The sequence below is a fragment of the Collimonas arenae genome (assembly GCF_001584165.1).
Classification (GTDB): Bacteria; Pseudomonadota; Gammaproteobacteria; order Burkholderiales; family Burkholderiaceae_D; genus Collimonas; species Collimonas arenae.
On record NZ_CP013233.1, the window covers coordinates 4,037,586 to 4,055,488 of the forward strand.

Genomic DNA, 17,903 nt, shown 5'->3' on the forward strand with positions numbered 1-17,903 from the left:
GGCTGCAGCACCGTATCGAATGTCAGGGATCAGGCAAACAGCAGGAATCTCATCCTACCAGCTATTTCCGCTTTGCCCGGCCCAGTCGGCAGCGTTGGAGGAGCAGACCGTGCAACATGGTCGTGCCCGCCGCATCAGCTTTTTTCAATAGTGGCTGTCAAAATAAAAACCCGCTGGATAGCGCTAGGCTATACAGCGGGCGATACGCCTGAAGCTGCTCAGGCGCACTGACAAACACTAATTACGGACGTGTGCCAGTCGGGAACGGCCAAGCTGCTGCCGGGTTGAGCACTGTCTTTACTGCTGGCTCAGCTGCCGGTTTAGCTACCGGCTTTTTTGCTGCAGGCTTAGCTGCGGCTTTCTTAACAGCCGGCTTAGCAGCTGCAGGCTTGGCGGCAGGTTTAGCTGCTGCCTTAGCTACTGGCTTTTTTGCTGCTGGCTTAGCCGCGACTTTCTTCACTGCCGGCTTTTTGGCCGCTGGTTTCGCTGCTGCCTTAGCTACTGGCTTCTTGGCTGCTACTGCTTTCTTAGCTACTGGCTTTTTAGCCGCAACAGCTTTCTTAGCAACTGGCTTCTTAGCTGCTGGTTTTGCTGCTGCTTTCTTAGCTACTGGCTTTTTAGCCGCAACAGCTTTCTTAGCAACTGGCTTCTTCGCCGCTGCTGGTTTAGCTGCTACTTTCTTGGCTACTGGCTTTTTGGCCGCGACAGCTTTCTTAGCAACTGGCTTCTTAGCTGCTGCTGGTTTAGCTGCTACTTTCTTAGCTACTGGCTTTTTGGCCGCGACGGCTTTCTTAGCAACTGGCTTCTTAGCTGCTGGTTTTGCTGCTGCTTTAGCTACCGGCTTTTTCGCTGCTACAGCTTTCTTAGCAACTGGTTTCTTAGCTGCTGGTTTTGCTGCTGCTTTAGCTACTGGCTTCTTGGCCGGCGCTGCCTTCTTCGCAGCGGGTTTCTTCGCTGCGGGTTTCTTTGCTGCTGTTGCCATTTTGTTTCTCCTTCACGTGATGGAAAAAATCAAGCTCCAAGTTGGAAACCCGACGAACCCATCGCGATGGGTACGGCGGATTATTCATCGGCACAATCAATTCTGCTTGTGCTAATGAATTCGGCACCAGCTGAACTGCTCCATCCCCTCATTGATGCAGCACTTCAGCCATCATTGGCCGGAGTCTGTCGCAGCACCTATCTGCCGCGCTCCTGGGCCAAAAAACGCCGGCGGTTACGCCAGCGTCGGAATTCTATTGCAGAGACACTTTGCTTTTCCCAAAGAAAACGCCGCCAAACCCGATTGAATCGGGGTAAGCGGCGACAACAGATAAGAACGAAGCTGTCTTTGACTGTTCATTAAATTTGGAAATCACCTTTCAGTTGCGCACTCTTTTTTATGTACTAAGCGCTGCAGGTCTCCGTCTACCTCGTCCAACCACCTCGTTATTCTTGTCCGAGATCTGAAGCCTTTATTCCCAGTTCAGTGCACCGCCGGTTTGATATTCGATTACACGAGTCTCAAAAAAGTTGCGTTCTTTTTTCAGATCGATCATCTCACTCATCCAGGGGAAGGGATTTTCTTCCTGAGGGAACATTGGGTCCAGTCCGATCTGTTGCGCGCGGCGATTTGCGATGAACCGCAAATACCCTTTGAACATTGGCGCATTCAAACCGAGCACTCCACGCGGCATTGTATCCTCTGCGTAGCGATATTCCAACTCTACTGCGCTTAAAAACAACGCTTTAATCTCATCACGGAATTCCGGTGTCCACAAATGTGGGTTTTCCATCTTGATCGTGTTGATCAAATCGATCCCGAAATTGCAGTGCATCGACTCGTCGCGCAAGATGTATTGATACTGTTCGGCAGCGCCCATCATCTTGTTCTGACGGCCCAGCGCAAGGATCTGCGTGAAGCCGACGTAGAAGAAAAGCCCTTCCATGATGCACGCGAAGACGATCAGCGAGCGCAGCAGTTTCTGATCGTTTTCAGTCGTGCCGGTCTTAAACTCTGGATCGGTCAGCGTATTGATGAAAGGGATCAGGAACTCGTCCTTGTCGCGGATCGATTTGACTTCGTGATAGGCGTTGAATATCTCTGCCTCGTCCAGACCGAGCGATTCCACGATGTACTGGTAGGCGTGAGTGTGAATCGCTTCTTCAAACGCCTGGCGCAGCAGATATTGGCGGCATTCCGGCGCCGTGATGTGGCGATAGGTGCCGAGCACGATGTTGTTGGCTGCCAGCGAGTCGGCGGTGACGAAGAAACCCAGGTTGCGCTTGACCAGACGGCGTTCGTCTTCGGTCAGGCCGTTCGGGTTCTTCCACAGCTCGATGTCGCGCTGCATGTTGATTTCCTGCGGCATCCAGTGGTTAGCGCAGCCGGCCAGGTACTTGTCCCAAGCCCATTTGTACTTGAACGGCACCAGCTGGTTGACGTCAGTATGGCCGTTGATGATGCGCTTGTCGGCCGCATTGACGCGATGCGTGGTGTCGACCGCAGGCGCTGCTGCTTGTCCCATCACTGCCGGATTGAAAGCGGTATCGGACATTTGCGGGCGGCCCGAAGGGATAAACCCTGGCTGCGCCGGCGGGGTACGAGGAGCAGGCGCCGAACTTTTTTCTTCATCCCAGGAGAGCATTCTTTATTCCTTTATCTTTGTAGGGTGGGCAGCCGTGCCCACGCGTGACGTCAAATCCGCCACCAGGTTTATTTCGGTAACGCGTGGGCAAAAAACTTGCCCACCCTACTTTTCATTATTTCGTTTTATATCTGAACAGTATTACTGGCAAGCTTCGCATTCTTCAAAACCAGGATCACCAGGGCGCATGGTGCACGCCGGGCCGTCCAGTTCCTGTGGCGCCGCTTCCGCTGGCGCGGTACCGTAACTCGCTGCAGCACCACCGCTCATGCCGCCATCGACTGCCACCGCATTCAATGCGCCGGTTTTCGAAGTCGACTTCTCGGTATGCGTTGCGCCGATGGTACGCAGGTAGTAGGTGGTCTTGAGACCACGCAACCATGCCAACTTGTAGGTTTCATCCAGCTTCTTGCCGGATGCGCCTGCCATATAGATATTCAGCGACTGTGCCTGGTCAATCCATTTCTGACGGCGCGATGCCGCTTCCACCAGCCAGGACGGCTCAACTTCGAATGCGGTGGCATAGATATCGCGCAAATCCTGCGGGATACGATCAATCTTGGCCAGACTGCCGTCGAAATACTTGAGGTCGGAGATCATCACTTCATCCCACAGACCGCGCGCTTTCAGGTCACGCACCAGATACTCATTGATTTCGGTGAACTCGCCGGACAGGTTCGATTTCACGTACAGGTTCTGGTAAGTCGGTTCGATACATGCCGATACACCGATGATGTTCGAGATCGTCGCTGTCGGCGCAATCGCTACGCAGTTCGAATTGCGCATGCCGAATTCCTTGATGCGGGCACGCAGTTCGGTCCAATCCAGCGACTCGGACATGTCGGTTTCAAGATAGCCGCCGCGCTCTTCCGCCAGCAGTTTCAACGAATCTTGCGGCAGGATGCCACGGTCCCACAAGGAGCCGCGGTAGCTGCTGTAACGGCCGCGCTCTTCCGCCAGTTCGGTCGACGCCCAATAGGCGTGGTAGCAGACTGCTTCCATCGAACGATCGGCGAATTCGACCGCTTCTTTTGATGCATAAGGTACGCGCATCATGTGCAGGCAATCCTGGAATCCCATGATGCCGAGGCCAACCGGACGGTGACGCAGGTTGGAATCGCGCGCCTTCTTGACTGCATAATAGTTAATATCGATCACATTATCCAGCATGCGCATCGCAGTATTGATGGTTTTCTGCAATTTGGCGCGGTCCAGCTGGCCGTCTTTCATGTGTGCCGGCAGGTTGACCGAACCCAGGTTACAGACGGCGATCTCGGATTCATTGGTGTTCAACGTGATCTCGGTGCACAGGTTTGAGCTGTGAACCATGCCGACGTGCTGCTGCGGCGAACGGATGTTGCATGGATCCTTGAAAGTGATCCATGGGTGGCCGGTTTCGAACAGCATCGACAGCATCTTGCGCCACAGGTCAAGCGCCTGGACCTTCTTGAACAGGCGCAATTCACCACGTGCAGCCTTGGCTTCGTAGCCGGTGTAAGCTGCTTCGAAGGCCTTGCCAACCTTGTCATGCAGGTCCGGCGCATCGCTTGGCGAGAACAGGGTCCACTCGCCCTTTTCCATCACACGCTTCATGAACAGGTCAGGAATCCAGTTGGCAGTGTTCATGTCGTGGGTACGGCGGCGGTCATCGCCGGTATTTTTACGCAGGTCGAGGAATTCCTCGATGTCCATGTGCCAGGTTTCCAGGTAGGCACAGACTGCGCCCTTGCGCTTGCCGCCCTGGTTGACTGCCACGGCGGTATCGTTGACCACTTTCAGGAATGGCACCACGCCTTGCGACTTGCCGTTGGTGCCCTTGATGTGGGCGCCCAGCGAACGTACTGGCGTCCAGTCGTTGCCGAGGCCGCCGGCGTACTTCGCCAGCAAGGCGTTTTCCTTGATCGCTTCGTAGATGCCGTCGAGATCGTCGGCCACCGTTGTCAGGTAGCAGGACGACAGCTGCGAGCGCTGGGTGCCGGAGTTGAACAGGGTCGGCGTCGAGCTCATGAAGTCGAAGCTGGACAGCAGGTTGTAGAACTCAATGGCGCGCGCTTCGCGGTTGACTTCATTCAGCGCCAGGCCCATCGCCACGCGCATGTAGAACGCTTGCGGCATTTCGATGCGGATATCGCGGACGTGCAGGAAATAACGGTCATACAGCGTCTGCAGGCCGAGGTAACCGAATTGCAGGTCGCGCTCCGGCTTCAACGCCTCACCCAGCAAAGCCAAATCGAATTGCGCCAGCTTGGCATCGAGCAAATCTGCTTCAATACCCTTTTTAATGAATTTCGGGAAATATTCCAGGTATTCGGCCGGTGCGTCGGCTTGGGCCACTTCCTTGCCGAACACTTCCTTACGAATCGTGTGCATCAGCAGACGCGCGGTAACCGTGCTGTAGGCAGGGTCTTTTTCCATCAACGCACGCGCCGCCAGGATCGCAGATTTGTGCAACTCTTCAACCGGCACACCGTCGTACAGGTTCTTGACAGTTTCGGCCAGGATTGCTTCAGCATCGACGTGCTTTTCCAGACCGATACAGGCCGCGGTGATCAGGCCGCGCACCTGGCCCATGTCCAGCGCGCGGCGCTGGCCATCTTCAGTGACAAACAATTCGGTACCGCCGACAGCTGGCTTGCTGCCGGTCTGCTGTTGCGAACGCTCTTCCATGCGCTTGGCGCGATATAGCACGTAGGCACGCGCCACATCGTGTTCGCCGGAGCGCATCAAGGACAGTTCGACCTGATCCTGGATGTCTTCAATATGGAATGTGCCGCCATTCGGCTGGCGGCGCACCAGCGCCGCAACCACATTCGAGGTCAGTTGTTCGACCAGCTCGCGCACGCGCGCCGAGGCTGCACCCTGGCCGCCGTTGACAGCCAGGAAAGCCTTGGTGACGGCGATCGAAATCTTGGATGGTTCGAAACCGACCACAGCACCGTTACGGCGAATGATCCGGTAATCGCCGAAGCTGCTGGACACCTTGACGGGAGAGCCGCTACCGGCCGATGGCGTGACACCAGCAACATCGGCTGATGATTTGACGGAAATTTCTTGAGTAGATTGCACTGAGCCTCCCGAGACTGTGAAAGCAGGCGAACTCATTACGCCTGCTGTTATTAATTAGAACCTTGGAACCGGTAAGGGTTCACCGGTGCAGATACAACGCATGCCATTTCTACATCAGTCAGATACTGCATCGAACCTGCCTTCATGCTGTGGCAGCAAGACTTGATACCCATGACTGACATCGCAACGGAATGACTGGAAATGCACGAACCTAAGTTGAAAATACGTTGAAAACAAGATGAAAAAATGAGTGCCAAATACAACCAATAGCAAACTCGACCAACTGGGAAACCGCCCTGCCGCCTATCCGGCACCTGCATCTGCACTACATCTATATATGTACGATATAAAGCATTCAAATATGCAGAGAGACAACAAAACAGCCAAATGCGAGACACAAAAAACACTACATATAGTTTTCTGGATTTGATTTTTACTAATTGTAGTGCCTAGAAGTCGCTGGCGCAATCTTTAAAAGTGATCTTTTTTATGTGCAAAAATCAAGAATGCAATTGACTTTTTCAGTCTATAACAGGGAAGCGGAGCGGCGGGGTGCTGAGCGCTTGCGGCATATGCCCGGCTAACGCTTGCTGGTATTGGGTCCAGTCGAAAAACGGACCCGGATCGGTCTTGCGGCCTGGCGCAATATGCTCGTGCCCGGTCACCGCGGCGAGAGGATAACGCAAGCGCAACGCATGGGTCAATGTTGCCAGCGCTTGATATTGCAGATCAGAAAATTGTTCGAAATCGCTGCCCTCCAGTTCGATGCCGATCGAAAAATCGTTGCAACGTTCACGACCCTCGAAACTGGATACCCCTGCATGCCAGGCGCGATCATTGGCTGACACGAACTGGACCACGCCGCCATCGCGTAGTATCAGGAAGTGGGACGAGACCCGCAATGGCCGCAGCTGATCAAAATAAGGATGGGCATCATAGTCGAGCCGGTTGCTGAACAGATCGGCAATATAGGGGCCGCCGAACTGCCCCGGCGGCAGGCTGATATTGTGTATTACCAGCAGATCGGCGCTGCAGCCGGCGGGTCTGGCATCGCAATTCGGCGACGAATGCCGCACGACTTCATCGGGCGGCACCAGCCGTCGGCGCCAACCTCGAAGTAAGGCCGAACCGGTAATGCTGCATTCTTTTGCGGCTCCGTCATGGTCACAATCAATTAATCCTGTTCGTGAATCGACAATCGCTGCATCCTGTAGCGCAACTGGCGGAAGCTGATGCCGAGCAGATCAGCCGCCTTGGTACGGTTGAAGTGCGTACGTGCCAATGCTTGCCGGATGACATCGCGTTCGATGTCATCGAGATAATCTGGCAGCGACGGCGGTAACTCCAGGCCGGCGCGCTGCATCCCCGCACCCGCTACAGCCGTTTCGGAGGCCGTCATCGCGGCGCTGGCGATTGGAGCACCAACACCAGCCAAGGCATCGATCTCGCCATCGTCGAACATCGATGCCTCGGCGGGCCTGGCGCCAGCCACTCCCTTCAACCCAAGATCGGCCACTTCGATCAAGCCGTCATTGGCAAACGCCAATGCGCGCTCCAGGATGTTTTCCAGTTCACGCACATTGCCGGGAAACGCATAGGCCCGCAACGCCTCCAATGCTGCCGGCGTCAGGCTGGCCTGTTCTGCCTGCGGCGCAAACACTGATAAACGTCCCAGAATTGCAGCTACCAGCAGGCTGATATCGTCCAGTCGTTCCCGCAACGGCGGCAGTTTTAATTCAATGACATTCAAACGATAGTACAAATCCTGTCGAAATCTACCTGATTCGACACACTCGGACAGATTCTGGTGGGTGGCGCTGATCAAACGAACGTCAACCGCCTCCTCTGCCGTCGCGCCGACTTTGCGTACTCGCCGCTCCTGGATTGCGCGCAGCAACTTGACCTGCATCGCCAACGGCAGGTCGGCGACTTCGTCCAACATGAGGGTGCCGCCGTTGGCGGCCTGAAAGAAACCGTCGCGATCGTCGGCAGCGCCGGTGAAAGCGCCTTTGCGATAGCCAAAGAACTCGGCCTCCATCAAGGCCTCCGGGATAGCACCGCAATTGACGGCAACGAAGGGTTTGTCGGCGCGCGGACTGAGTGCATGAATATCGCGTGCAGCCAGTTCCTTGCCGCTACCGGACTCGCCGGTGATCGCCACCGGCGCCATGCTGCGCGCCAACCGGACTATCTGGGTGCGCAACTCCTGCATCGCCGCCGACTGGCCGATCAGGCGCAAGCCGGGGCCGCCACGGACCCGCGCATCCGGCTGCGGACGGTTCTGCTCGGCCGGCTTCCCGATGCGCAATGCCGACTGCACCATCAAACGCAGTTGATCGAGCGCCACCGGTTTCGACAGATAATCGAAAGCGCCGGCCTTTAACGCCATGACGGCATTGTCGGCGCTGCCATAGGCGGTAATCACCGCGATCGGTATGACCTTTTCGCCGCAGGTGACTTCGCGTACGAGTTCGATCCCCAGCCCGTCCGGCAGGCGCATATCGGTCAGGATCAGCGCATAGTCGTGCTGCGCCAAACGGGCGCGCGCTACGGTCAGGTTTTCGGCGCTGTCGACGTCAAGCCCCATTTTGACCAGTGCAATTTCCAGCAATTCGCGCAGATGGGCTTCGTCATCAACGACCAGAATACGAGGTGAAGTCATGGAAATGGTCTTTTTTTCAGTCAGTTTTAATCGTTTAGGAGCAGGATAACGCCGCTTGCCACTCTGCCCCTCAAGTCATTACAAAGGATCATCGGGGGCAAACGCAATAACAAAACGGCCACTTACGTGGCTGGAATTCTGTCCATGAACGTCGTGCCGGTATTCATAATCGAGTAGCGCGCCATTATTCAAGCATAGTTCGCGCGCCAAAAACAATCCCAGTCCGGTGCCCTTGCTGGATGTGGTGTAGAACGGTTCGAACAAATGCGCGCGCACTGCCGGAGAGATCGGTTCACCATCGTCCTGCACATGCAACTCCAGGCGGCCAGCCACGTTCGACATCACGTGCAAACGCATGCCGCCAGGCTGGCCACTGGCGTAACGTACTGCATTTGAGAGCAGGTTTGCAACCACCTCGCGCAAGTGCAAGGGATCGAACCACACCTGATGGCGGTCGGCGGCGTCGACCTGGAGCGCGATGCTCTCCGCCGCAACCGCATGGGTCTGCCGGAAATCCTTGACGATGTCCTGCAACAGCGGCGCCAGCAGGATCGGCTCAAGCTGCCGCTGTGCCTTGCGCGACAGCTTCAGGATATCCTCGATCATGCGGTTCAGGCGTGCCACATTGTCATCGATAATCGTCAGCAGGCGCTCTTGCGACTGATTGGTTTCCTCTTCCGACAGCAGGGTCGAGGCATAGGAAATGGACGCCAGTGGATTGCGTACCTCATGTGCGATGCTAGCCGTCAGGCGCCCCATCGACGCCAGCTTGAGCTGCTGCGCCTGGTTTTCGATTTCGCTGACGTCCTGCAAGAAAATGACGGCGCGATACTCGCTCAGGTCGCGCATCCGGACTGCCGCAAAGCGCACTTTCAAATGCGCCACTAGCTCGCGGCGCCCGGCCCAATCCATACCCGCCGGATCCGGCCCGAGGTCTTCGGTATGCTTGATGGTGACGAACACTGCCTCGCCGGCGATCGGCGACACCGTTCCGGGCAGATCGCCGACCCGCGACTCCCAGGCAAACAGTGCATCGGCGATCGGCGCCAGCAGCGTCGAATCGCCGAGCTTGAGGCGCGGCTCATCATCCGGCAACGACAAACCCAGCATCCGTTCGGCGGCCGGATTGGCCATGATCAGCGTGCCGACCGGATCGACCACCAGCAAACCGTCACCCATATCCTTAATGGCGATGCGATTGATGTCCATTTGCACCCGCAGGTCCCGGCCGCGCTGTGTCGCCAGTTCTTCCTGTTTGATCAGCTTGTCGGCAAGGCGGTTGATCACCAGCACAGAAAAGAAGAAGGCGCTGCCGTACAAACCGGCGTGCATGGTCGAAATATCAGGTGTCGACTGCAGTATCTGGTAACCGGTTTCGGCCAGCAACACCATGGTCGCAACCGAGACGAACAGCAACGCCACCAGTAGCGGCGCCAGGATCGCCGCGCCGGCCAGCGGAAACAGATAGAGGATAGCCAGGCCGCCTTTGGCGCCGCCGGAGCCGACGTACAGGATCGACACCGCGACGATATCGACGCTGATCGGCAACACGATCTGCAGCATGTAATGCCGCCGGTGATACGCGGTCACCAGCGTGAAGAGGATGGCGCAGAGCAGGTAGACGCTGCAGGTTTGCGCGCTCGTGAACAGCTGGGAGAACCAGATTTCGTTCTTGTTCTGGGTGCTGAGATAAGCCAGCATCACCATCGCCACGACAATCCGGGTCACATTGAAGGTTTGCAGCGAGCGCCAGAAAGTCTCGGGTTTATCGTTGGGCTGGTGGCGCCTGGCGTTGGTCATGCGTATTTATCCTGTCTCGCTACAATCGGGGAATCACCTTCGTACACCTTAGGCTGGATGCACTCGGCGCAGTCAGGGATAAAACCTAGGAAGCATGAAGTCGACGATGCTCGGCACTGCAGAATATTGCACCGGAAGAATCGGCAATCGCTTCCGATGCCGGGAAATGCATGCCGCAGTGAACGCAGGCAACCATCGCCTCAACCTGCGTCGGCTCGGGTGCGGTGGCTGCCGGCGCACCGCCCGGAAAAGGCGCTCCACCGGACGACGGACGACCGCGGCCAAGGTTTTTTTCAAGCGCTGGAACCAGACAATCACGGCCAGCAGGATCACCACCAGAATAACAAATCTCATACCAACACCCGATGCAATACAACTTCAAGCACGAAACGGCTCCCAACATATGCCAGCAGCAAAATGGCAAACCCGGTCAAGGTAAAACTCAGCGCGGTGCGACCGCGCCAGCCCTGCCACTTGCGACCGGCCAGCAACAGGCCGAACAAAGCCCAGGACAGCATGGTGAAAATGGTCTTGTGATCCCATTTGAACGCCTTGCCAAACAACTGTTCGGAGAACACCACGCCTGACAGCACAGTCAGCGTCAGCAGCGCGAAACCGAAGGCAATCAGGCGGAACAATAATTTTTCCATGGTCAGCAAGGCTGGCAAACGATCCAGTGCTGCGCCGAACCAGCCTCCCTTGGCACCGCCCGGCCGGGTATGCAGGCGCGACTCCTGCAACACCATCAGCACTGCATGGAAAGCGGCGATAGTCAGCGTGCTGTAGGCCAGGATGGAAATCACGATATGCCACAGGAATACAGGCGATTTGCCATCCAGCGGCACCATGTTGCCAGGGAATATTGCCGGCAGCACAGCCGCCAGGGCCGCCATCGGCAATACCAGGACCCGCAGCCCGTCCAGCGTGTAATTACGATTCTCCAGCCAGTAGGCCGCCACCGACACCCATAACGTTGCCGACAGCATCATCGAAAATCCGACACGCAACTCTTCCGGTCCGACAACGTCGGCCCACAACACGCCGCCGTGCAGCAACCATGCTGCGGCAACGATGAGGGAAATGGCCTGGCGCCGGCTGGACGGCAAAAAGGTGCAGCCTATATATAGCAGCGCCACCAGAACGAAAAGATATGTTTGCATCGTGTAAGTTTACAGCAAGTGACGCGACAGCGGCGTGATGACAACACGCAATGATAGCGTAACCTCGGGCAACATTTCGCGTCAGTCGCCATGTGTTGCAAAGTCGGACAGGCCCGCGGCATGGCAATGTATTAGTATTTATATATCGTGATTGTGGGACAGCACCATCGGACGCATTGCCATTTATGAACAAGCCTTGATAACGCGCACCCAGCCAGGGCGCAGATTTTGCCCGGCATCGGGTAAAATGGCTGGCTACAAGCATTACCATATTCATTTTTAATGCGAATTGGCGTGCGATTCATATGAAATTTGCACGCAACCCGAGTCGCATCGACCGATTGCACCTCTTCTGGAAACGCTGTTACCCATGCTCGACAATCTTACCCAACGCCTCGCCAAAGTCGTCAAAACCATGCGCGGCGAAGCGCGCCTCACCGAAGCCAACACCGCGGACATGCTGCGCGAAGTCCGCCTGGCACTGCTGGAAGCCGACGTTGCCCTGCCGGCGGTGCGCGAGTTCATCGCCAACGTCAAGCAAAAGGCGCTTGGCGAAGAAGTGATTGCATCGCTGACCCCTGGCCAGGCCCTGGTCGCGTGGTGCAACGCGAACTGGCTTCGCTGATGGGCGCCGACCTCGGCCCGGAAGCTTCGCAATTGAATTTTGCAACCCAACCGCCGGCGATCATCCTGATGGCCGGCCTGCAAGGCGCCGGTAAAACCACTACGGTCGGTAAACTCGCCAAATACCTGCGCGAGCAAAAGAAGAAAAAGGTATTGACGGTTTCCGCCGACGTCTACCGGCCAGCCGCGATCGGCCAGCTGCAAACCGTGACAGCGCAGGTCGGCGCCGATTTCTTCCCGACCACGCCGACAGACAAACCGGTCGAGATCGCACTGGCCGCACTGGATTACGCCAAGCGCCATTACCACGACGTGCTGATCATCGATACCGCCGGACGTTTGGGTATCGACGAAGCGATGATGCTGGAAATCAGCGCTATCCATGCCGCCGTCAAGCCGATCGAAACCCTGTTCGTGGTTGACGCCATGCTCGGCCAGGACGCCATCAATACCGCCAAAGCCTTCAATGATGCGCTGCCGCTGACCGGTATCGTGCTGACCAAGCTGGACGGCGATGCCCGCGGCGGTGCCGCGCTGTCGGTGCGGCATATCACCGGCAAGCCGATCAAGTTTGCCGGCGTCGCAGAAAAACTGGATGGTTTGGAAGCTTTCGACCCAACCCGCATGGCGAACCGCATCCTCGGCATGGGCGACATCCTGGCGCTGGTCGAAGAAGCGCAAAAAGGCGTCGACGTCGAAGCGGCCAAGGATCTGGCGCACAAGATCAAAGGAGGCGGCAAATTCGACCTGAACGACTTCAAGGCGCAACTCGGCCAGATGAAGAAAATGGGCGGCTTGTCGAACCTGATGGACAAACTGCCAGCCCAGTTCCAGCAAGCGGCAGGCGGCGCCAATATGGACCAGGCTGAAAAGCAGGTGCGCCGGATGGAAGGCATCATCAATTCGATGACGGCCCAGGAACGCGCAAAACCGGAACTGATCAAGGCTTCGCGCAAACGCCGCATCGCCGTCGGCGCCGGGTCCAGGTGCAGGAAGTCAACCGCATGCTGTCACAGTTCGACCAAATGCAATCGATGATGAAAAAACTTAAAGGCGGCGGCATGATGAAAATGATGCGCAGCATGAAGGGCATGATGCCAGGCATGCGCTAAGCGCAAACCGACGCCCTGGTTGCAAGTCCGCTGTAAAGAATCGACGGAAAACGCGCCAAAAAGCCTTGCAAGTCATTGACTTGCAAGGCTTTTTGCATAGTTATCAGCCCAATTCGCATACCTCGGCCGTCAGTTGCGGCTATCTGTTACCTTCGCCGAAGCCTATCCGGCGCTGCCAATCGCCGGGTTCAAGCCGCCAATCCGGCGCAGACACTGGCTCCGCCGGGCATTCCTCTTCCGTATCAAAACCCGCACAAACCCATAAAAAACACTTGCATCGCCAGGAAAAGCGCAACACTATTAGCGATGCGTGCTTGACGCATTTTCTCAATATCCCTGAAGGAGGCTCAAAGATGGCCACAGCAGCAAAAAAACCAGCGGCAAAGAAAGCTGTCGCACCCGCCAAGGCACCGACCAAATCGGCGCCAAAAGCAGCTCCTAAAAAAGTAACTGCAACCGGTACTGTAGCGCGCAAGCCTAACGCTGCATTCATGAAAGCTCTGACGCCATCAGCTGTCCTGGCCGCCGTAGTTGGCGCAGCACCGCTGCCACGTACGGAAGTGACCAAGAAGGTTTGGGAATACATCAAGAAGCACAATCTGCAAAACCCGGCAAACAAGCGCAACATCCTTGCAGATGAAAAACTGAAAGCTGTCTTTGGCGGCAAAAAGGAAGTGTCGATGTTTGAAATGACAAAGCTCATTTCCGACCACCTGAAATAATGCTTGGGGCCTAGCAGAACTTGGTTCAACGCGAGTTCAACGTGCCGCCCTGAGTGCCAAACAAAAACGCCCGCATCGCGCGGGCGTTTTTGTTTCTGCAAGATATTCGCTTCAATCCAGCAAGTCCGAATAATCAACATCGGCATAGCCAGCAGCGTCTTCCAAGGCAATGGATTGGGTGCCTCGATCAGAGTCACTCGCGTTTCGCGCCGCACATGTCCATGCGTATCGCTCGATTCGACCCGCCGCGGATACTGGCCTTTGACATCCCAACTGACGCGCACCGTTACATCCCCGCGCTTGCTTTCATAGTTCTGCACACCATTGCTGACCGCTCCGACTGCGCGCATTTTTTTCAGGCTCTGCGGATCGCTCAGATAGAAAATACTGCCCCAGTTGCCGTTGAATCCAATATTGCCGTAGTACTGCGGATCGACCTTGACGGTACGACGCTGGTGCCGCTCGACCAGCCGCGCATCAAGCGAGCCGTCAGCCTGGCGCCGCACCCACATCGGAGAACTGCCGGCATCCGGATGATTGTGCCCCGCGTGATCGTGTTCGGCCTCGACTGCCGCTTCGGCCGGTATCAGGCGCTCCGTCCAGACCTCGCCGTTGCGACGGTACACGCGCTCGGTGAATGTGGTTTCGCGCTTGACGCCGTCGCGTCCCAACGTCATTGAATAGTGCTGTATCTGGAGATTCTGATCGGGCGCGCTAACAGTATTCGCGGCCAGCGTGCCCGGCGCGATCGAAAGCAGGAACCATGCCGCGGCAGCCAGCTGCATGCCATGCATTCTTTTTTGAAATAAGTCATTTTTCATCCAAAAAATTGCCGCCATCAGTGCGATGGCGGCCAAAAACCACTCAGGAACACCTGCATTGCGGCCGTGGCCGGCGAACCGGCAATCCGCAATGCGATGCACCTGGCTTATTCAATTACGTCACAAGCCAAGCGCACTTTTTACCTTGCCGAATACCTTGATGTTCTCAAATGTGCCCTTGAAATTGTCGCTGCCGGCACCTGCAGAAAACAGCATCACATCGCCGCCGCCATGCGTTTCCGATCCCGGCGACCCGGCAAAACGCACGCCGACCTGCTGCAGATAGTCATCACCTTCGGTGTCGACATTGGTCAGATCTGCATCTTCCGGCCGACGCGGCGCGCTGCCGTTACCAAACACCAACGTGGTGTACGGCTTGCCATCAGTTGCCAGCGCCAGCTTGCCGTCGTAGTAATTGGCGACCTTACCAAGAATCGGATTGCCACGTTTCGGATAACCATTGAACCCCATCGCGTGATCATGATCGGCGGTGACGACGATCAAGGTGTCTTTCAAGTCGACCAGTTCCAGCGCCTTCTTGATTGCGGCATCGAACGCTAAGGTATCTTCCAGCGCGCGCTTGGCATTGGTGCCGTGCAATGCGTGGTCGATGCGGCCGCCTTCAACCATCAGGAAATAGCCGTTCGGATTTTTCTTCAGAACGCCGATGGCTTTCTCGGTCATCTCTGCCAGGCTCGGCTGATCCAGCTTTTTCTTGACTCGGTCTAGTTCGTAATCCATGTCGCTGGCGGTGAACAAGCCAAGCAATTTGCTGACATTGGCGGGATTGACGTTCTTCAGTTCTGAACCCTTGGCAACGTAGGTATAACCTGCTGCCTTGAACATACTCAGCGGATCGAGATTATCGTTGCGCTTGCTGGCCGGATTCGACTTCGGCAAGAAATGACGCAAGCCTCCACCCAGCAACACGTCGACGCCATCCTTCAATGCGATGTTATAACCCGGGGCACCCGGTGTCACCTGTTCGGTGATGGTGTTGTAGGCGTCACGGTTGCAGACGTGGGCGTAAGTAGCCGCCGGCGTCGCATGGCTGATGCGCGTGGTACTGACCGCCCCAACCGCCTTGCCGGCACCCTTCGACAACTCCAGTAAGGTCTGTACTGCCTGGCCATTGCCTGCCACGCAAGTGGAGTCAGCATTGTTCTGGTATGGCTTGCCGTTGGCGTCGTAAGGATTGGTGTCGGACGACATCGAAATCACGTCGTTCTTCATTTTTACGCCGGTCATGTAAGCCGCCATCGACGGTGCGCTGTCGGTGGTCTGGGCATCCAGGGAGAAGGTCTTGACGCGCGCCGTGCGCGTCAGCGTTTCCATCGTCAGGCGACCGGATTCGCCGTGGCCGTAGATACGCGCCGCTGTCACCGTCACCGGGCCCATGCCGTCGCCCAGGAAGAAAATGACGTTCTTTGCCTTGGCCGCGACCGCATCGGCGGCCACCACATTGCCGGCCGCCAGTGCCGAGAGTGCGGACAATACGCACACCGTCGCGCAACGATAGGCGCGCTGGCTGATTTGCTGTTTCTGTTGCTTGATGATCTTCATGTCTATCCCTTGTACTTGATCTGATCGACTGCTTCTCAATTCGCCTCGATTGCCTCTCAACCTGCGCTCAGCCAGTTGAGAACGGGCATCACAGGCCGACGGCTTTCTTCACCAGGCCGAATACCTCGGTGTTATCGAGGACGCCGCGGATATTTCCGCACCCAAGCCTTGCGCTCCGATAAAGACGTTGGTGCCGCCGTGGGTTTCGCCGCCTGCTTCGGTTGGCACTACTGCTTCCTGCATGTAGTCTTTGTCAGCCACTTGCATGTCGGACAAGGCGCCGCGTGTAGCCAGATGATTCGGGCCGTTGCCAAAGCCGATCACGGTATAAGGATTGTTGTTGATGTCGCGTTCAGGCTGACCTGTCAGCACGTTCTTCACCAGGCCGAGCACGCCCGGCTCGCTCGCGGTGGTCTTGCCGGTGCGTTTGGCGTAACCATTCAATAGGATCGAATGGTCATGGTCGGCGGTAACTACGATCAGGGTATTTTTCAAGCCCGGATCGACTTGCTGCATCTTGTCGAGCGCGACCTTGATCGCATCATCGAATGCCACGGTTTCCTGCAACGCACGGCGCGCGTTGGTGGCGTGCAGTGCGTGATCGATGCGGCCGCCTTCGACCATCAGGAAGAAACCGCTCTTCTTGTTGTTCAGCAGATCGATCGACTTGGCAGTCATTTGCGCCAGGCTCGGCTCCTTGCCGGCATCGCGATCCAGGTCGTAGGTCATGTGATCCTTGTTGAACAGACCGACCACCTTCGCAGTGGAAGTGCCGATCTTGTCGAACTCGGAGAAATTGCTGGCATAGGTGTAGCCGGCAGCCTTGAATTCGGCCACCAGGTCGCGACCATCGGTGCGCTTGCTGTCGGCATCGGTCTTCGGCAGGAAATGCCGGCGGCCGCCGCCGAAAATCACGTCGACGCCGTCGCTCAGCTTGCTGTTGAACCCGGCACCCTTCGGTGTCAGTTGCGCGGCGATGTTGTTCTCGCCGTCGCGATGACAGATATGCGAATAGGTGGCGGCCGGTGTCGCATGCGTGATCCGCGTGGTCGTCACGACGCCGGTGCTGTAACCGCGCGCTTTCATGAGTTCCAGCAGCGTATCGACCGGTGTGCCGTTGCCGCTCGGGCAGGTGCTGTCGGCGCCGTTGACGTAGCCCTTGCCGCTGGCGTCACGGGCACTGGTGTTAGCCGACATCGAAATCACTTCATTGTTGGCTTTGACGCCGGTCATGTAGGCTGCCATCGACGGTGCGCTGTCGGTGACCTGCGCATCGTTTGAATAGGTCGTGACAAAGCCGGTTTCCGGCAAGGTGTCGATCGTCAGGTCGCCCTCTTCGCCAACCTTGTAAATGCGAGCCGCGGTCATCGTGGCGATGCCCATGCCATCGCCCAGGAAAAAAATCACGTTCTTGCCGACCGGCTTCGTCTCAGGCCGCTCAATCGGCGCGTCCGCATGCGTGCTGCTGGAGCCGCTGCACGCAGTCAGCGCCATGGATGCCAAGGCGCCAGCAATCAGAATACTTAATTTCATTACCCCTCCGCGTTATCGATAAAATATGTAAGTAGTTGTAACATTTGTTACAACTGTAACCGGTGCTTGTTACAGGGCGATGACGAAAAAGGTTTTTTTCAGCGTGAGATGGAAGTCAGCGAAAGTTGGAGATAAGAGAAACAGCTATCGCGCCGAGAACAGCGAAAGCAATTGCGCCAATGACGCAGCAAGATGGAAGACTGGCGCCCGCAC

11 protein-coding genes and 2 pseudogenes are annotated in these 17,903 nt (G+C 56.6%); 3 read left to right on the plus strand and 10 right to left on the minus strand.

The window, feature by feature from the left end; all coding sequences use genetic code 11:
- Window positions 1–241: 241 nt before the first annotated feature.
- From CAter10_RS18510 to CAter10_RS18545, 8 genes are all read right to left on the minus strand, one after another.
- The gene (locus tag CAter10_RS18510; RefSeq protein WP_061534575.1) at window positions 242–982 is read right to left on the minus strand and encodes a histone H1-like DNA-binding protein; all 741 of its coding nucleotides are present in this window, start codon (window positions 980–982) and stop codon (window positions 242–244) included.
- 472 nt (window positions 983–1,454) lie between these two features.
- Window positions 1,455–2,627 (minus strand): ribonucleotide-diphosphate reductase subunit beta, encoded by a 1,173-nt coding sequence (locus CAter10_RS18515; RefSeq protein WP_061534576.1) that lies wholly within the window; start codon window positions 2,625–2,627, stop codon window positions 1,455–1,457.
- Between the two features lie 141 nt (window positions 2,628–2,768).
- Window positions 2,769–5,693 carry a ribonucleoside-diphosphate reductase subunit alpha gene (locus CAter10_RS18520; protein WP_061534577.1) on the minus strand — a complete coding sequence of 975 codons (2,925 nt, stop codon included), beginning with the start codon at window positions 5,691–5,693 and terminating at the stop codon, window positions 2,769–2,771.
- A gap of 521 nt (window positions 5,694–6,214) precedes the next feature.
- Entirely contained in the window at window positions 6,215–6,787 is a 573-nt protein-coding gene (ampD, locus tag CAter10_RS18525; RefSeq protein ID WP_236905414.1) for a 1,6-anhydro-N-acetylmuramyl-L-alanine amidase AmpD, read from the minus strand.
- Between the two features lie 80 nt (window positions 6,788–6,867).
- On the minus strand, window positions 6,868–8,355 hold the full coding sequence (locus tag CAter10_RS18530) for a sigma-54-dependent transcriptional regulator (RefSeq protein ID WP_061534578.1): 1,488 nt from the start codon (window positions 8,353–8,355) through the stop codon (window positions 6,868–6,870).
- A gap of 78 nt (window positions 8,356–8,433) precedes the next feature.
- On the minus strand, window positions 8,434–10,155 hold the full coding sequence (locus CAter10_RS18535) for a sensor histidine kinase (RefSeq protein ID WP_061534579.1): 1,722 nt from the start codon (window positions 10,153–10,155) through the stop codon (window positions 8,434–8,436).
- An 85-nt stretch (window positions 10,156–10,240) separates the two neighbouring features.
- A complete protein-coding gene (locus CAter10_RS18540) occupies window positions 10,241–10,558 on the minus strand; it encodes a PP0621 family protein (protein ID WP_335340170.1) in 318 nt (105 codons plus the stop codon).
- Window positions 10,506–11,315, minus strand: coding sequence for a cytochrome C assembly family protein (locus CAter10_RS18545; protein ID WP_061534581.1), 810 nt, complete (start codon window positions 11,313–11,315; stop codon window positions 10,506–10,508). Before CAter10_RS18545 ends, CAter10_RS18540 begins: the two co-directional genes overlap by 53 nt.
- 370 nt (window positions 11,316–11,685) lie before the next feature.
- On the opposite strand from CAter10_RS18545, the pseudogene ffh reads away from it, so the two are divergent.
- From ffh to CAter10_RS22145, 3 genes and pseudogenes are all read left to right on the plus strand, one after another.
- Window positions 11,686–13,051 (plus strand): annotated as a pseudogene (gene ffh / locus CAter10_RS18550) (signal recognition particle protein).
- Between the two features lie 353 nt (window positions 13,052–13,404).
- Window positions 13,405–13,773 (plus strand): SWIB/MDM2 domain-containing protein, encoded by a 369-nt coding sequence (locus CAter10_RS22140; RefSeq protein ID WP_061537577.1) that lies wholly within the window; start codon window positions 13,405–13,407, stop codon window positions 13,771–13,773.
- A 53-nt stretch (window positions 13,774–13,826) separates the two neighbouring features.
- A complete protein-coding gene (locus CAter10_RS22145; RefSeq protein WP_128083144.1) occupies window positions 13,827–14,453 on the plus strand; it encodes a hypothetical protein in 627 nt (208 codons plus the stop codon).
- Between the two features lie 261 nt (window positions 14,454–14,714).
- Here CAter10_RS22145 and CAter10_RS18560 read toward each other — a convergent pair whose 3' ends face one another.
- Window positions 14,715–16,157 (minus strand): alkaline phosphatase, encoded by a 1,443-nt coding sequence (locus CAter10_RS18560; protein ID WP_082797987.1) that lies wholly within the window; start codon window positions 16,155–16,157, stop codon window positions 14,715–14,717.
- An 88-nt stretch (window positions 16,158–16,245) separates the two neighbouring features.
- Window positions 16,246–17,690: pseudogene (locus CAter10_RS18565) on the minus strand (alkaline phosphatase).
- Between the last annotated feature and the right edge of the window lie 213 nt (window positions 17,691–17,903).

What these genes read in the sequence shown, in the direction of transcription:
- CAter10_RS18535 (WP_061534579.1), bottom strand. Translation starts at nt 10,155, where the DNA reads ATGACCAACGCCAGGCGCCACCAGCCCAACGATAAACCCGAGACTTTC.
- CAter10_RS18560 (WP_082797987.1), bottom strand. Translation starts at nt 16,157, where the DNA reads ATGAAGATCATCAAGCAACAGAAACAGCAAATCAGCCAGCGCGCCTAT.
- CAter10_RS18545 (WP_061534581.1), bottom strand. Translation starts at nt 11,315, where the DNA reads ATGCAAACATATCTTTTCGTTCTGGTGGCGCTGCTATATATAGGCTGC.
- CAter10_RS18540 (WP_335340170.1), bottom strand. Translation starts at nt 10,558, where the DNA reads ATGTTGGGAGCCGTTTCGTGCTTGAAGTTGTATTGCATCGGGTGTTGG.
- CAter10_RS22140 (WP_061537577.1), top strand. Translation starts at nt 13,405, where the DNA reads ATGGCCACAGCAGCAAAAAAACCAGCGGCAAAGAAAGCTGTCGCACCC.
- CAter10_RS18515 (WP_061534576.1), bottom strand. Translation starts at nt 2,627, where the DNA reads ATGCTCTCCTGGGATGAAGAAAAAAGTTCGGCGCCTGCTCCTCGTACC.
- CAter10_RS18530 (WP_061534578.1), bottom strand. Translation starts at nt 8,355, where the DNA reads ATGACTTCACCTCGTATTCTGGTCGTTGATGACGAAGCCCATCTGCGC.
- CAter10_RS18510 (WP_061534575.1), bottom strand. Translation starts at nt 982, where the DNA reads ATGGCAACAGCAGCAAAGAAACCCGCAGCGAAGAAACCCGCTGCGAAG.